Here is a 15,295-nt window from a genome sequence, read left to right on the forward strand (position 1 = left end):
GACCGCGGACGCCTACTGCTCCGTCAGCAGTCACGCAGAACAGGCGAAGGACTTACGTATCGATGCTCGACATGTTCGGGTAGCGGGCTCCAGCCGTGGCGCCCGCGGGCGCGAGCTCGTCAAGCCGCTTGAGGTCCTCTTTGGAGAGTTCGACGGCGGTCGCGCCGAGGTTCTCTGCCAGTCGTTCGCGCTTCTTGGTGCCGGGGATCGGGACGATGTGCTCGCCCTGGGCCAGCAGCCAAGCAAGAGCGAGCTGCCCGGGCGTGCATTGCTTTTCGTCGGCCAGTTCTGTGACCCGGTCAACGAGCTGCAGGTTGCGGGCGAAGTTGTCGCCTTGGAAGCGTGGTGAGTGCCTGCGGAAGTCGTTCTCAGCGAAGTCCTCGGGCGTGCGGATTTGCCCGGTCAGGAAGCCGCGACCCAGTGGGCTGTAGGGGACGAAGCCGATGCCCAGCTCGGCCAGGACCGGGAAGACTTTCGTCTCGGGTTCGCGCTCCCAGAGGGAGTATTCGGTTTGAAGGGCTGTAATGGGATGAACGGCGTGGGCGCGTCGGATGGTCTCCGCGGAAGCCTCGGACAGTCCCAAGTGGCGGACCTTGCCTGCCTGGACCAGCTCGGCCATGGCACCGACGGTGTCTTCGATGGGCACCGTCTTGTCCACGCGGTGCTGGTAATACAGGTCGATGTGGTCCACGCCGAGGCGCTGAAGGCTGGCGTCGCACGCGGCTCGCACGTACTCAGGCTTGCCGTTGATACCCGCGAAGGAGCCGTCTTCGTGCCGTTCGTTCCCGAACTTCGTGGCAACTACGACGTCGGCACGACGGTCGGCGATCGCCTTGCCTACGAGCTTCTCGTTAGTGAATGGCCCGTACATGTCGGCGGTGTCCAGGAGGCTGCCGCCGGCGTCGAGAAACGCGTGGATGGTGGCGATGGATTCTTGCTCGTCGCCGTGTCCGTAAAACTCGCTCATGCCCATGCAGCCGAGGCCGAGGGCGGAGACAGTCAATGATCCAAGCGTGCGGTTTTCCATGGGTACTCTCCGTAATCGCGGAATGTGCTGGACGGTGCTCAAAACGGGACTGGGCTCAGAGAGGGTGCGTAGACCGCCACTATAGGCACCCGAACAGTTCTGACTCAAGCTCGGCCAGGGCTTCCGGGTACCCGGCCACATCGATTGCCCCGCGCGTGGTCTGGAGCGAAACCACACGGATGCCAGGCTCGAAGTTGAGGGCCATGAAATCCCACACCTTCAGGCGCTTGCGATCCCGTGCAATCGGGCCACTGACGAGGAAACTTGCGGGTTTGACCCACGGTCCTTCCCGGGATTCGTCTGTCAGGAAGTCCACAAGCGGTGCGCGCACGGAAATCAGGCCGCGCGCCCATTTGTCGGCTAGACCACCGGGCAACGGCTCCGGCGAACGAACCCAGACCTCCGTCCACCCGCGCCTCCGCCATAATTTGAACCTGACCCGGTTGATTACGCGGGCTACTATCGGTGGCACAATCCAGCCGGCCACCCAAAAGGCAAGGTACACGGGAATTGATTCAGGCCACTTCCCGTCGAGCATCACCAAGACGAAAGAAATCGCAAGCGCTCCGACAAAATAGACCACCTTGAGCAAGCGCCTGATCGTCTGTCCTTTCGGAGCCATGCAACACTTTAGCCCCGCCTCGCGGTGGTTGTCCGCAAACCCATCCGACTCCGCAAACTCAGTCAACTGGGAGTTCCCCGCAAGCCACCTCGGAATCCTTGACTCCAGCGAGGGAGTCAACAAAGGTGGGAAGGACCGATCCAAGCGAAATTCTTGCGAATCAGGAGATCCATTATGACTCTTCCCTCAGGTCTGACTTCCGGCACGTGGTTGCTGGACATGTCCCACAGCGAGATTGGCTTCAGCGTCCGGCATGCCGGCATCAGCAAGGTCCGGGGCCGCTTCACGGACGCCAGCGCAGAAGCCCGCGTTCGCGAGTCATTGGCCGACGCGTCCCTCCACGCGACAGTGAAGACCGCCAGCTTCGATTCCGGCGATGCCAACCGCGACGCCCACGTCCGCGGCGGCGACTTCTTCGACGTCGAACAGTTCCCGGAAATGACCTTCCGAGCCACCAGCGTGGAGGGCGACGGCGAGGATTACACGCTCACGGGCGACCTCACCATCCGTGGGATCACCAAGCCGGTTGAGCTTGAAGTCGAGTTCACGGGCGTCGCTGTTGATCCTTTCGGAGCAACCCGCGCTGGGTTCTCCGCTGAGACCGAGATCAGCCGCAAGGACTTCGGGCTGACGTGGAACGCGGCCCTGGAGACCGGTGGCTTCCTGGTGAGCGACAAAGTAAAAATCAACCTCGAAGCCGCCTTGGTCAAGCAGACGGAGCCTGTCGCCGCTGAGTAATCCGGCGAAGCCCGCCACCCCAGGCACAGCTGAAAAGCTCAAACTTTAGTCGCTGCCCTGACGCAACAAGAAAGCCGCACTGGGCCTTGGGCACCAGTGCGGCTTTTCCAATGTTTATCGCGTATTTGTCATGATGTCGTCTCGGAAGATCTCCTGTAGAAACGCCCGAATCGCTGAAGGTAAAGATAGGTAACTGCGAAGGTGATCAATCCGAGGGCTGGCCCTGCCCAGAAGGCTACCGGCGTGCCGTGGACGAGAACAGCAGCACCGCCGAATACGGCACCGAGAATACCGACTCCCGGACCGGCCGAAGCAAGCTTCCCCTGGATTTTGCGGCCGATCTGGCCATAGTGGATGCCTTGTATGACTACAAACAACAGGAACGCGGCAACCATAATCACCGACCACGAGGATCGGTCATCGCCACGACGCTAATGGTCACCCCGAACAAGGCTGACAGTGGCAGCCAATAGGCTCGCGCGGTCAGATGCGTTGTTGTACTCATGAGCAACCTCGATTGAAATCGATGCCAATAGCGGCCATAGGACGGGAGAAGCCCCTCGTGCAGAGTTGTTTCCGAATGCGTGTTGCGTGAACCATCTAAGATCCCCAAACTCTTAGTTTTCAGCTGCTCAAAAAGAGCAAATACAACGACACCAGCTCGTCAGTGGCGTCCGGTTCAGGTCACGCTAGAGAGCAATCCGCCCTGACGCAAGTCAAGCCGGGATGGGCTTCATCGAGCGCATCCGGAGACCCCTCCGGGAAGGGAACCGCGGATCAGCCCGCGTGTTCCAGCCGAGGGGCCAGGGTGAGCGTCGAACGTTGTCTCACGACCGGCTTAGTGCTGGTCCACCGATTCCTTGACCTTCTGTGCTGACCGGCCGGATTCTTTCCGGCCGGGTGGGTAGGCGTGCCGCTTGCCGGCCAGCGTGATGACGAGCGCGACGACGACTGGCAGCGCCGCTGCGACCGGCACCATGAGCGGGCCGGTCAGGACCAAGGCGGCGGAGCCGTAGAGCGCACCGATGGTGATGCCGAGTTGGATGGTAAGAACGGTGAGGCCGTTGGCGGCATCCCGGTATTCGCCTCCCGCGCGGAGGATGGCTGCCTGATTGTAGATGCCGATCGCGCCGAGGCCCGCGCCCCAGACAGTCATGAGGACCATGGCGCCGGGAACTGTTCCTCCACCGAGCGGCAGGAGGAGCATCGCGATGGCGATTGCCGCCGTCGTAATTAACAGCGAACGGCGAGGGCGGGAGTCAACGGTGATGCCCGCGATCCAGATGCCGATCAGGCCGGAGGCTCCGAGGACGGTGAGGGAGAGGCTGATGGCGTAGTCGGGCAGGCCGGCTTCGCGGATGAACGGTGCGATGTAGGTGAAGAGCGCGAAGTGCGCGAGCACCAACAGTGGCCAGGCGATCGCGACCGCTTTCACGCCAGGCTGGGCGATGGCCATGCGCATGGAGGGGCGGACGGCGTCGGGGATCCGTCGGACTTGGGGGAGCAGCCAGAGAGCCAGGCCGGTCAGCAGCAGGCCGAAGCCGGCCAGGAAGAGGAAGGCCGCGCGCCATCCGAGGAGCGTGCCCAGGGCGGTGCCGACGGGAGCGCCGATGGCCATGCCCAGGCTGTTGCCGCTGAAGACAATGGCCAAGGCCTTGCCTACTTTGTCGGCCGGGACTACGCGTGAGACGAACGGCGCCATGGTGGTCCAGAGCAGGCCGTGGGCCAGACCACCAACCAGTCGGCCGCCCATGGCCGCCGCGAAATTGGGGGCGAGGCCGACGAGCACGTTGCTCAGTGCGAAGGTGAGGACAAGTGATACGAGCAGGGTCTTCTTTGGGACCCTGCCCAGCAGACGGGCAGCAGGGATCACCGTGACCACGATGACGGCGGCATAGGCGGCCGCAAGGTAACCCGCGACGGGTTCGGACACGTCCAGGCCAACGCTGATCTGGGGCAATAGACCCGACGTCAGAAGCTCCGTGGTGATGGCCATGAAACCGGTAGTGGCAAGGACCAGCATCGCGGCGATCGGGAAGCGTTTGGGCGCAGGCAAGGGCAGGGCGGAAGACATGGGGGAGCGGATCCATTCAAAAGGGGTGGGTATGAGGACGGCGCCTATGCCAGAGTCCTGCGGACTAAGTTACCTGATATATTCACTGTGCGGCAGGCCCTGTTTAAGTTGAAGATCCAGGCCAGACATCTCGTTCCAGAGTCAGAGCTCCTGCGGCACACGAGACCGGCCATGAGCTCCGCTCTGTTGGCCCGGAGGGGATCCTCAGGGATCCACCGGCGCCGCATTGTGCTGGCTTTCAGCTGGGCGGCCAGTTCGCGGCGCCCGGTCCGTCGAACAATGCGCTGGTGCTGCTCTGGGGGACCACCACGTTGGCGGCGTTGCGCTGAACAGCGAAACCGACCAGCGTGATGGTCGCAATCTCGTCGTTGAGGTTCACCGGCAGCGGCGGCTCCGTGACCAGCCGGACACACCGGCTGGTCAGGTGGTACCCCCGGTCGTGGTCGATGAAGCTTCCGTCCTTGAGCAACCGTGCGATCACGTGCTCCCGCAGCGGGCCAAGCCAGCATGGCGTAGATGTTCAGGATGTGGTCATCGATCCCTGAGGTGGGGGAGACCGCGTTGCCGCCGCAACATGCCGGCCGTTGCCCACCGCCACCTGAAGCAGGTCTTCCAGACAGTCAGGAACCCTTGGCCGCAGCTATCGATGTCCTGGAATCACCGCCGCAATCGTCGGTCGCCGATCGGCTCCTCCGGCGCTATGTAATGGATCTTTATCACTGCCGACACACCAGCTCCCGTGGGAATCCCGACGTCGGCCCTCAAGCCTGCGCACAGCCGCTGGGGATGATCCTGCCGTCGTGACCCGGCCGACCCATGTGAGAGCACGACCGCGGGCTGGCGTTCGGCGAACGGCAGGCCGGCACCAACGCGCGTCGAAGGGGTTCCTGGGAGGTCTTCAAGAAGTTGACCCGATACGGGAGCCAGGTCAGCCGAGGGATGTATCGGACGCTCCAAGGCTGGGCGGCTTTGGCGCGACAGCCATTCCAGGAAGGCGCGTCGGCGAATCAGAGCCCGTGCTCCGTGAGGCGGCTCCAATGAGTCGGATGGCTTTGGGTTCGACGTCAAAGCAGTTCAAGCAGTTGGCTGGGTAAACGAGACTTGAGCCAGCGACGTGATGTACGCCAAGAGCAGCGCGCGGTTGTCTGGCCTGCCGAGGGGCGGCAGGTCCCCGATCTGTACCAGTGTGTCTCGGGTGCTCGTGAGAAACAGGGTAGTGGCACCGGTAACAGTAGCCCCAGGAGAGGTCGTCGTTACGGTCTTAACAGACCTTAGAGGTCTTTCTTCAGCTTGTTGCGTTCGCGCTGGTATAGCCAAATGCCGTGGTCGAATTTGTGCAATTCGACCTATGGATGCGCCGCAGCTTGCACTGCCGCAACGAGTTCCCGGGCTTCATCAGCACTTACAGGTCTCATACGTTGCTCCTTCAGCGCTGCATCAACGAAGCCTCTGACCATGGTGTCCGCCTTTACTCCGGGCTGGCCGAGCAGCATTGTGAAGTACTCGTACGTCACGTCACCTAGACCGCGAACGTCCGTGTAGGCCCGCTTGTGCTGAAGATCAAGTGCCCGTAGCTCATGGGCGGCTATGACAGGCTGGTTCAGGCGAAGGAAGTTGTCGGCCGCCGCAACCACGCACTCCCTTTTATAGCGCCCACCGGTCTTTCCGTTGCCCATGATTTCGCTGATGGTCTTCTCCCTCAACTCCTTAACAGTTTGAAGATTGTTTGTCGCCTCGGGATACAATTCGCGGAATAGTTTAAGTCTGCCGAGAACGCCCCTGGTACTGTCCTTTGTCTTATATACAGATCGGATCGAGTACACCGCGTCGACTAACGACGAACCGATTTCGTCTGGCTATCCGCCGGGCCATGCAGAAAAGTACTTCGCGGGTATTTGTTTTGCAGCCTTTGAAACTGCCGCTAACTGGTACTGATCAACCACTGGGCCCCCATCAAACATGCGCGATAAGATCGACCGTCGCGGTAATCTCAACCTACCCTGTTTCGTACAAGAAGAGGGCGCCGGTGCTGGTGGCGAAGTTTGAGCGGAGTCTTACGGCATCCCCTCGCAGCGGCAGTAAATGCTGCGCCGGATGCAAGGACACGGGAGCGAAGAACCCCACGCGCCACAACGTGCGCTGTCTGGCGAAATGTCGGAGGCTGCACTTACAGCTGGTTCCGTTCGGCAGCCTTCGTCGGCAAATGCACAGGGACTGACTGCACATGTTCCTCTCGCGTGTCACGCCAAGCTGCATTGCTACAGCGTGTGGAGCTCCTCCCAATGCTGTGCAGAATCGACTTCGCCGCTATACCCGGGCCGTTCCGAAGATCGCCGAAATTCACCGTGCGAGTCTCCCAGCAATAGCCCTGGACAACTGCTCTGTGTCGAAACGATGGGTCGCGAAACTCGAGGAAGTGCTGGCCTATCGCGCCGACTATGGGCGTATTCCCCATGCTCGCTTGGACCTTCCCGAGCATGCTCGGCTCGGGCCCTGGCTGGAAGCTCAGCGGCGCAAATTGCGGGAAGGGACCCTAGGTTAGACGCAAATCACTCTGTTGGAGCCATTAGTGGGGTGACGGCCCTGATATCGGAAGCAAATGTAGAAACAGCGTTCGCAGCTACGCTTACCACAATTAGCGGAGTTCAAGCAAGAAACCAATCGCTTGCCCAGTTACCGATCAAGAGCCCCTAAACGGCGCGTACGAGCGCCCGGACAATCAGGGCCGACGGGGAGATTCCTAAGTCAGTTTAGAATCCAGAGAGATCCTAAGGAAAGGATCACTTGCTCTTACAGAGCCAAGCTCAGTGAAGAGAGCTAACTATCGAGGTAACTTGATAAGTGCGCATAGAAGTTAGGAAGGTCGAGACTGTCCGTGCGTGGGCCGTTTCGTACAAAGTATTCATAAGGTTGGCCCTTGGCACGTCGTACGAAGCTGCGAGTGCGGCGAGGCATGACAGAAACGTGGAATACAGGTAGAGCATCGATTTCCATCATCGTTCCGCGCAAAAATGGCTGAACCTGTCCGCCGTCTTGAAAGAGTCCACTTATGAGTGCCTGAAAATGCAGCTGCCATTTGTCGAGTGACCACTTCTTGAGCTCCAAGTCCAATTGGAGGCCACCACACGAATGTCCATCATCGTCTACTCCTACGAAGAGGTCACCCCCGTCGGTATTCAGAAAGGCGCAAACCGTCTTAAGGATCTCACCCTGCAGCGCCTGAATCTCGAGGCGCTTGCCGGACGTTTGCCAGTCTCTAATCGAGCAAAACATCGAACTCTTGAACTCGACCGAGGGACCTTCTCCCTGTAGCAATAGCTGACGCATATTGTTAAGCGGGTCGGTGGAGGACAACTTCGACCGAAGCACCCGTACAGAGCCAAATTCCCCTTCCATCGGAGATGGAGCGAGTTCTAGGTGAAACATTTCCATGAATTCCACCACCTTGATGGCCGCCGAAAGTCTGCCGACTTGGCCCAAATCAAGGAGTTCAGATAGCTTCTCAATGGAAGTTTCGACGCCGGTGGTGTAAGCGCGCGCCACGATTTCGGCTAGAGCCGGCGCGATATCTACAGCCATTTTCTCACAAGGTTACGATGCATCTTGAAATCAGATCCTCAGCTATCAATGCAGCCCGATTTTCCCAGAAATGCAGAGGATCCGGTTCGTCGGCAGTGAGTAAGTCATAACCCTCTTGAGAAATGAAATGCGAATCGAGGCGATTTTTCGAAACCGCGTACTCCATGTCCATTGATGCCAATGCCTGGCCAGGGGTTTGTGCGCGCCAAGCATTATTGCTTTCGCGGGTGAGAGGTGTGAGGTTCGCGACCGAACGCGCGTAGTCATAGTCGGCTTTATTAGGGTCCAAAATTTCCCCAAGCGATCCATGTTGGTTGTTGGCGCACCATGCCCTGGGATAAATGTGGTGGAGTTCCACCGGTTTAGTGCTCGGGTAGGTTATTTTGGTCCCTGGCTCGAGCAGGTCCACTAGGGGCTTGGTTCGAACAGGAAGACTGAGTGCGCGTCCTAGTGCTCCGGCGGGTTTCGCCTCTAGGAGAAGCCTCACTAAGCCTTCCTGATCAGGGACAAGGCCAATGCTCCTGGAAAGAAAATCATTTGCATCGGCGGCCCATGCGTTGGCGTTAGTTGCCTTTGACCGTTGGAACAGAACTTCCTTGAGAGCGCGCAAGTCAGTGGAGCTCTGACTTAGGAACCCTTGATCGTACCGGCCCGACAGGGAGTTCCTCCAAAAGAAGGCCTTGAAAATACCGTCGAGCTCCTCCTGCGTCCATTGATTCGAATAACGGCTATCGTGATCCATGTACCAGCGTAGAGAGGCGTACATGGCCATAGTAACCGGGTACGGGCATTCAGAAAGTTGAAAATACGCGTCGCTAACGCATCTTTGAAAGTCGCCGATGTATCCTGCAACGTCACGGCCGTGAGAAACAATATCCTTCCAAAATTTGGTCGGCGTCGCGAGGAGATCACTGGCCTTCAGCGCAGTGATCTTTGGCTGACCTTTTCCGCCTCCTACCGCCCGCGGTAGTGGTTTATCCACATCATCAATCATGAAATAGCAGGCTGTAGCCATTTGGGCGATTATTTCTGGGCGTGATGACTTTGACGCCCAGCCGACAGCTCCCTCAACCTGCCCTAAATCATCGATCCATTCTCGAAGAAAGATGGTTTCGCCATCATCTTTTGTGTCGTTGTAAAGCCAGCTATGCAGAAGATCGACGGTGGATACTTTGGTACCAGTCGTATTGAGAGTCTCAAAGATCTCGCAGATTTCACCGAGATTATAATCGGCAGGAACAATGTACACGGCTAGTACAGTTTCGTTAATTCCTTCGAATGCCTGCATAAGAATAGAATTTCTCAATTCGAGGATAGCGGCCTCTGGGAGCTCACCATTGGGGTAGTTCGAGGGATTCTTAATTTCCTGCAAATAGCTCATCCATTGGCCCATTAGGCCCTTATGATCGTCACTCGCTAGAGGAAAGAGGCCGGCGCCCACGCAAACACTCAATTGATCGAACTTGTTGGCCTTGACATGACTTTCCTTGAAATAGCGTACCCGCTCGGAGACATCTTCCTGGGTGACGTCAAGGAAATAACGACCGGAGAATTTTCGCCTAGCGTCAGTTGCCCGTAACCCGCCAAAAGCCATAGCAAGGGCGGTTGCTCTCTGGCGGCCGTCCAGGACAGCGTAGAACTTATTTGGTCTTGAGTCTTCTCCGCTGCCAAGCGTGGCCGAGGTGGAAACGCCGTTTTGAGTGTCATCAATGGAGGCGGGAACAAGTTTTAGGTCTCCGTCGTGCGGCTGCTCCCACAGCGTCGCCATACCAATTGGCCTAGCCTCGATTACGGAGAGTACCAAGCTCGTCACGTCTGACTCCGACCAAACGAAGTCGCGCTGGAAGGAGGGAATAAGCCAAGCGTTTGTGCGAAGACGTGTTAGGAGATCTGCAATCCCGATGGATTCGACAACTAGCTTTCCCAATTCTCCTCCGAATACTGTAGTCCCGGGTTACTTTAATTTGTTTTGCGTGCATAGAGATCTCAACACAGCGAGGATTCTAAGGCTGGTTTGGGTCTTCAGGCTTCAAAGAGTTCAGTTGAATTGTCCAATCTAAATCGGGTTTGCCAATTCTGCCACGCCAGTGGCTCTGCCGAGCAAGCAAAGACTCAATGTAGGGGGTATCGAGGTCGGCGATCCTTTCCCATTCTGGGTCTTCGAGGACACTATGAGGTTCAGTCTGAAGGAATTCCAAGTCGACGAGTAGATTTGGGATCGAGAGAAAGGACGGCAAATAAAACCATCTAGTCTCATCCTGGTGGCCGCTGAGCACTCTCCTAGCCTCGCCGATTCCACTTCCGTCGTTAAGGAACTTCTGTATCTTCGGGTGCGTATCTACCATCGAGAGTCTGGCAAGCAATACACGGCTGGCTTTTGGTGAACGCAATTTCTCACCCTGTTTCAGGGTACTTGCGTTGGTATAAAGATCACAAGTGGGTGTGAGGACGATCCACCATTCGGCTCCGTGCTTTAGTATGCTTCCTGCGCGAAAACCGGAGCCATTCAAGGGCGGTAGCAAGTAATACGATGCGGGAACGGCCACGTGTCCGATCGGTTCGCTCTCGCCACTCTTTGCCGGCTCGTCCCAGTCCCGGAGGTATGCTGCTAGGCGGCCGACGAGGACTCGCTCAATCTCCTGTGGATCCAGTTTCTGGTAGGCATTCCAGTTCGGGGCCGCATGTAAACCGAGGAAGCCCCGCAATCTCGAGTCCAACTTATGAAGCAGTTCCCGGGCGGTGCGGCTCGCTCCGGATTCTAAAGCAGCGCGCAATTGTTCGAACAGTTCGCTGGGTTCATCTTTGCTTACGACAGCGACCAGCGGCGGTGTGTGAAGACCATCGCATTGGCCAGGTAGGCCAGTGTAGAACACAACGGGAACCCACCGGACCTCTCTCAGGCGTTTGTATAGATCCACACCTTGGGTGGGCTCGTAGCCGTCAGTAGCTGGGTCGCCGTTCATCACGTCGAGTACTACAGCATCGTAATGACTCTGAGGAGAACCCAGCTCAAGTTCTGCTTCTGGAAAGGAACTTCGAGTTTCAACTTCTACGTTTCCCAAGTCGCTTAGCATCACAGGAATCGCAGCCTTTAGGCTGTCCAGGTGCTCCTGTTTGTCATCAACAACGAGAATCCGAAATTGTCTGTTCTCGGTCACTCGCCTACCCTTCGTCTGAGAGTTACCTGAAAACTAGCCCCGGGTAATTCCTTCGAAGGAATCAACTCCAAAGAGCCATCGTAGAAATCCTGAACTGTTGAACCGGCGATGGCGAGTCCAAGGCCAGTGCCATCAGGCTTTCGTGAGTAATAGGCCTCGAAAATTTCCTCTCGTGCCTCCGGCGGCACACCAGGTCCACTATCGCTGACGCGAAACACCACGTTGCCATCGTCCACTCGCCCGGCCTCAATTAATATCTTGCGCTGTGATTTGTCAACGTGGGTCAACCAGTAACAAGCGTTATCAAGGAGATTCACTAACACATGCATGATTTCGCCTTCGTCAACTGTGACGATCTCTTCGTGCACGCGCCGAGTTACTGCGATGTCGAGTCTTGCGAATTCGGGCTCAAGGAGGCCGCAAGCCGAGTCCACCAGCTTGGTAAGTCCGGTCCTCCGAGGTCTCCCGCGTCGCCGTCCAGACAGCGGTTCGATCCGTTTGAACAGGTTTGTCAGCGTATCGGCGCCCGTCAGAATGCCCGGGGCTTGTGTTTTCACAATTCTCGCCATGGTCGAAGCGTGGTCGTCCACCATCTGAGCGGCTTTTGCGAGCACGAGAGCAGATGTTTTGATGCGACCCACAGCACCTCGTCCTTCGTGCAAAACGATGTCTACAACAGAGCCAAGAGTCGCTAGACGGCTAAACCGCGAAAGAGCTTCCTTGACATTCTGAATTCCTGCCTGAACAGACGCTTCCACTTCTTTCACTGCCTTTTTTAGCTCGGGATCATTTGAGCGCAAGCGGGAGAGCTCGTGAAGCGAATCAAGTGAGAAGTCGCTAAAAAGACCACCTTCGCGAGGTCGATCGCGGGTAGAAGCGCCTTTCTGCTTTTTTCGGTGGTTCCGTCTACGAATCTCTAATTCCTCAATTACGGATAATACGACACTTTGAAGGTCCTCGTATTCGTGTGTGTCAATTAGACCCTCACGGTGAGAGCGATCTCGCAGGCCGTCATTTTGGTCTGCGCTAATGAAGATAAATCCGCTAATCTGATTGTTAGATAGGCGGGTTGTTGGATTATTTACACGACGCGCATCCAGGTTGAGCCAATCATAAGTCGGATCGCCAAATGGCTGCACTCGGAATTTATCGCGGTATAGACCGACCCCGGAATGCTCCTTGATTTCCGTGCGATAGTCCTTGATATCTGTCGACTTGAAATTAACCTTTCCCCTTGTGGCGTCGAATGCCGTCTTGTCCAAGTCCCATGCTCTGATATCGACCTTTAGAGGCCCGCAAGCGGGCGCTCGCCTTGCGGTACGGTCTCTGGAAAGAACAGTGACCGTCTTCGTTACTCTTGAGGCAGTGCCGCTGATCAACTCCTCATACACTAGTTCGGCCACTCCGTCGCCGTTTACTTCACCGCAAATGCTGTAATGAGGATGCATAAGTAGATCGCTTGGTTCTACAACGCCCGATAGATGTCGAAATTCAGAAGGAAGCTCAAGTGAAATTTCGAAATCGGGTTCGATTTCTTCGTCAAGTTCACCTGATGGAACGGGACCTGCAAGTCGAGACAGCGCCAGCCGAAGTTGGCGAATATCGTTCTCCTCCCAGGAACTCTTCAGCTCTTTCATCCGAACAACCGTGCCTGAGCCTGGGTGAGCGTCTCCTAGGACGCTGGCCGCTTCGCCGAGGCCATCTGCGAAAACACCGGCAGGACCTTCATTGAGTGGAAAGGTAACTTGGTCCAAATAGACGTCCTCGTTGAATTTCCTCCAGTCGATACCAATTTCAACCTCAGGCGCATTGGCGCGCCGCGTGGTTATCTCAGTTCGGTTGCCGATCCGCGACGCTGCCAGACGGCCAATGCCTTTTTCTCCGAGCACGCGACGATTTCCGCTTTCACTTTTCATAGCTGCTCGTCGGTGGGGTGTGGCAATTTCGGACCAAACTTTTCGGACAGTGTCAAATGACATTCCATGGCCGTTGTCCCAGACTTCAACACTGCCGGCGCCTTCCTCCAGTGGGCCGTTGAAACGGAGCACGACCTTGCTTGCATCGGCGTCGTATGCATTTTTCACAAGCTCAATCAGAGCGACTCGTTCGCTGCTTATTAAGTCGCTTCCGAGAGTGTGGACGAGCCGCGCGCGAGGCCGGAGGATGCCGGATTGCCGGGCTTGGAGTTCTGTCATGGTACCGATCCTTACTGGCATCCCGCCTTGGCAACGCAATTCCGCCCATGGTTACCGAGATCACAATCCGCCTATTCCGGGGGCAATGCTAGCAGTGGCGCAAGGATTCGCGCTGGTGAACGCGCGGGCATCGGAGTAACCCGCCAAATGTCTACTTGTTCCCGTCTTTCCGTGAGCGGCTTTGCTCGGTCAGAGGCCCGTTAGGGAAGGTGGCCGCCCCATACGCCGACGGCACTCCATGGCCACTACCGGTTTCAACTTCGACTGTTCACCATGACAGAGTCACGATGAATCGTCGTGGTTCCTTCACGGCCTTCGACCTCTGGATAGGTGAGCGATGGTGCACTGGCTAGGCGTTGACCAAGGAAACGGCTGTGTCGGCCGCCGCAGATCACAGACGCTTGACTTGAGGGTAAGGCGAGTATTGTCCGTGAGGTAGGGCAAGATAGACTCCATGTTGTCTGCTGCTGTACCCCTTCATGCTCCAATTGACACCAAGCTTGCTCGCCTGAGGAATGGTGGGTCTCCACGCATGCTGGACCTTTTCAGTGGCTGCGGAGGCCTGACTGCAGGGTTCACGCGGGCCGGTTTCGTTTCGGTGGGTGGAGTCGAGAACGACCCATTTGCGGCCGCCTCATATGCCAAGAACTTCCATGCAGGGGAGAACGAAGGACACTTCGGCAAGGCGCGAGACATCCGTACTCTTGATCTTCAGGAACTCCTCGGCGTTGATGAAGCTGGAATCCAAAGCAGCGTTGACGTTGTCGTGGGCGGGCCACCATGCCCGAGCTTCACCCGTGTAGGGAGGGCGAAGCTTCGAGAGGTTATGGATCACCCCGAAGCATTCAAGCTGGATGACCGGACCACTCTCTACCTTCACGCAATGCGAGTCATTGAACAGACGAAACCGGTAGCTGTTTTGTTAGAAAACGTGCCTGATGTTTTGAATCAGGGCGGCCGGTCCGTGGGTGACGAAATGGCTGAGTACCTACAAGGCTTGGGTTACAACGTTTCGTACACACTTATCAATGCGGCAAACTATGGCGTGCCTCAGACACGCGATCGCTTTTTCTTGATGGCCTATGCCGAGGAACTGGATGCACGTCCCTGCTTTCCCGACCCCACTCACTGGGTAGATTTGCCGCGCGGATACAAGAGCTCTCGGGATGTCGCGCTGCGCCTTCTAGGGGACGTTAACTCGCACACCTACTACCGTCCTCAAGCTGAAGCAACGCCTGAGCAGGGACCTGCCGTGACAGCCAAGGATGCGATTCAGGATTTGCCCCGAATCAGGGAGCACCTTCGCCGGGGTGCACGGCGATTTGATATTCCCGTGGAAACTCCCGTCCCGGCTGTGATGAGTGATTTTGCAACAGCAATGCGTACTTGGCCCAAATTTGACAACAAGGGCGTGGTATTTGATCACGTTACGAGATCTCTAGGCGAACGAGATCTGAGACTCTTCGCGCAGATGAAGCCCGGAGACCAATACCCGGAGGCGCACGCCTTGGCAACATCGCTCTGGGAAGCTGGGGGAGCAGATCCGGCGCGGCTCAGGGAATTTGTTCCTCCATATGATCCGTCAAAGTTTCCAAACAAGTGGCGAAAAATGGAGCCGAATGCTCCAGCCAGGACACTGATGGCCCATCTGGGAAAGGATACGTACTCACACATACACTACGACTCTAGCCAAGCTCGTACGATTACCGTTCGTGAGGCAGCTCGACTTCAGAGCTTTCCCGACGGATTTCAGTTCTGCGGCACAATGAATCCGGCGTTTCGTCAGATTGGGAACGCTGTTGCGCCGCTTGTCGCTTTTGCCTTGGCGAAGTCGATGTCACGAGGCATCGGGGAAGCCTTGTCGTCGTTGGAGGCTGTGAGGGCTTCTTGAGTACGTGGGAC

General features: G+C 57.2%; 12 protein-coding genes. 3 read left to right on the forward strand and 9 right to left on the reverse strand.

The window, feature by feature from the left end; translation table 11 throughout:
- Window positions 1–52: 52 nt before the first annotated feature.
- A complete protein-coding gene (locus tag ABCW42_RS05315) occupies window positions 53–1,027 on the reverse strand; it encodes an aldo/keto reductase (protein WP_423183868.1) in 975 nt (324 codons plus the stop codon).
- Between the two features lie 79 nt (window positions 1,028–1,106).
- Window positions 1,107–1,649: a hypothetical protein gene (locus ABCW42_RS05320; protein WP_423183869.1), complete on the reverse strand. Its 543-nt coding sequence runs from the start codon at window positions 1,647–1,649 to the stop codon at window positions 1,107–1,109.
- A gap of 174 nt (window positions 1,650–1,823) precedes the next feature.
- Here ABCW42_RS05320 and ABCW42_RS05325 point away from each other — a divergent pair, with 174 nt between their 5' ends.
- Both ABCW42_RS05325 and ABCW42_RS05330 read left to right on the forward strand, forming a co-directional pair.
- On the forward strand, window positions 1,824–2,387 hold the full coding sequence (locus tag ABCW42_RS05325; RefSeq protein ID WP_423183870.1) for a YceI family protein: 564 nt from the start codon (window positions 1,824–1,826) through the stop codon (window positions 2,385–2,387).
- A gap of 248 nt (window positions 2,388–2,635) precedes the next feature.
- Window positions 2,636–2,860, forward strand: coding sequence for a hypothetical protein (locus ABCW42_RS05330; protein WP_423183871.1), 225 nt, complete (start codon window positions 2,636–2,638; stop codon window positions 2,858–2,860).
- Between the two features lie 365 nt (window positions 2,861–3,225).
- Here ABCW42_RS05330 and ABCW42_RS05335 read toward each other — a convergent pair whose 3' ends face one another.
- From ABCW42_RS05335 to ABCW42_RS05365, 7 genes are all read right to left on the reverse strand, one after another.
- A complete protein-coding gene (locus ABCW42_RS05335; RefSeq protein ID WP_423183872.1) occupies window positions 3,226–4,461 on the reverse strand; it encodes an MFS transporter in 1,236 nt (411 codons plus the stop codon).
- 238 nt (window positions 4,462–4,699) lie between these two features.
- Window positions 4,700–4,942 carry a hypothetical protein gene (locus tag ABCW42_RS05340; protein ID WP_423183873.1) on the reverse strand — a complete coding sequence of 81 codons (243 nt, stop codon included), beginning with the start codon at window positions 4,940–4,942 and terminating at the stop codon, window positions 4,700–4,702.
- Window positions 4,943–5,807: 865 nt separating this feature from the next.
- Window positions 5,808–6,284 carry a hypothetical protein gene (locus ABCW42_RS05345; protein WP_423183874.1) on the reverse strand — a complete coding sequence of 159 codons (477 nt, stop codon included), beginning with the start codon at window positions 6,282–6,284 and terminating at the stop codon, window positions 5,808–5,810.
- 994 nt (window positions 6,285–7,278) lie between these two features.
- A complete protein-coding gene (locus ABCW42_RS05350; RefSeq protein WP_423183875.1) occupies window positions 7,279–8,040 on the reverse strand; it encodes a helix-turn-helix domain-containing protein in 762 nt (253 codons plus the stop codon).
- Between the two features lie 4 nt (window positions 8,041–8,044).
- On the reverse strand, window positions 8,045–9,967 hold the full coding sequence (locus ABCW42_RS05355; RefSeq protein ID WP_423183876.1) for a GmrSD restriction endonuclease domain-containing protein: 1,923 nt from the start codon (window positions 9,965–9,967) through the stop codon (window positions 8,045–8,047).
- A 76-nt stretch (window positions 9,968–10,043) separates the two neighbouring features.
- Window positions 10,044–11,198, reverse strand: a complete 1,155-nt coding sequence (locus tag ABCW42_RS05360) for a hypothetical protein (protein WP_423183877.1) — start codon at window positions 11,196–11,198, stop codon at window positions 10,044–10,046.
- Window positions 11,195–13,393 (reverse strand): sensor histidine kinase, encoded by a 2,199-nt coding sequence (locus ABCW42_RS05365; RefSeq protein WP_423183878.1) that lies wholly within the window; start codon window positions 13,391–13,393, stop codon window positions 11,195–11,197. Before ABCW42_RS05365 ends, ABCW42_RS05360 begins: the two co-directional genes overlap by 4 nt.
- Before the next feature lie 532 nt (window positions 13,394–13,925).
- Between ABCW42_RS05365 and ABCW42_RS05370 the strand changes: the two genes are divergently transcribed.
- A complete protein-coding gene (locus tag ABCW42_RS05370) occupies window positions 13,926–15,284 on the forward strand; it encodes a DNA cytosine methyltransferase (protein ID WP_423183879.1) in 1,359 nt (452 codons plus the stop codon).
- Window positions 15,285–15,295: the final 11 nt, after the last annotated feature.

This window comes from Arthrobacter sp. NyZ413 (assembly GCF_049390645.1).
Classification (GTDB): domain Bacteria; phylum Actinomycetota; class Actinomycetes; order Actinomycetales; family Micrococcaceae; genus Arthrobacter.

Bases quoted from the DNA above. Each gene is read 5' to 3' on its own strand.
- ABCW42_RS05350 (WP_423183875.1), bottom strand. From the start codon at position 8,040: ATGGCTGTAGATATCGCGCCGGCTCTAGCCGAAATCGTGGCGCGCGCT.
- ABCW42_RS05315 (WP_423183868.1), bottom strand. From the start codon at position 1,027: ATGGAAAACCGCACGCTTGGATCATTGACTGTCTCCGCCCTCGGCCTC.
- ABCW42_RS05335 (WP_423183872.1), bottom strand. From the start codon at position 4,461: ATGTCTTCCGCCCTGCCCTTGCCTGCGCCCAAACGCTTCCCGATCGCC.
- ABCW42_RS05325 (WP_423183870.1), top strand. From the start codon at position 1,824: ATGACTCTTCCCTCAGGTCTGACTTCCGGCACGTGGTTGCTGGACATG.
- ABCW42_RS05320 (WP_423183869.1), bottom strand. From the start codon at position 1,649: ATGGCTCCGAAAGGACAGACGATCAGGCGCTTGCTCAAGGTGGTCTAT.
- ABCW42_RS05370 (WP_423183879.1), top strand. From the start codon at position 13,926: ATGCTGGACCTTTTCAGTGGCTGCGGAGGCCTGACTGCAGGGTTCACG.
- ABCW42_RS05365 (WP_423183878.1), bottom strand. From the start codon at position 13,393: ATGACAGAACTCCAAGCCCGGCAATCCGGCATCCTCCGGCCTCGCGCG.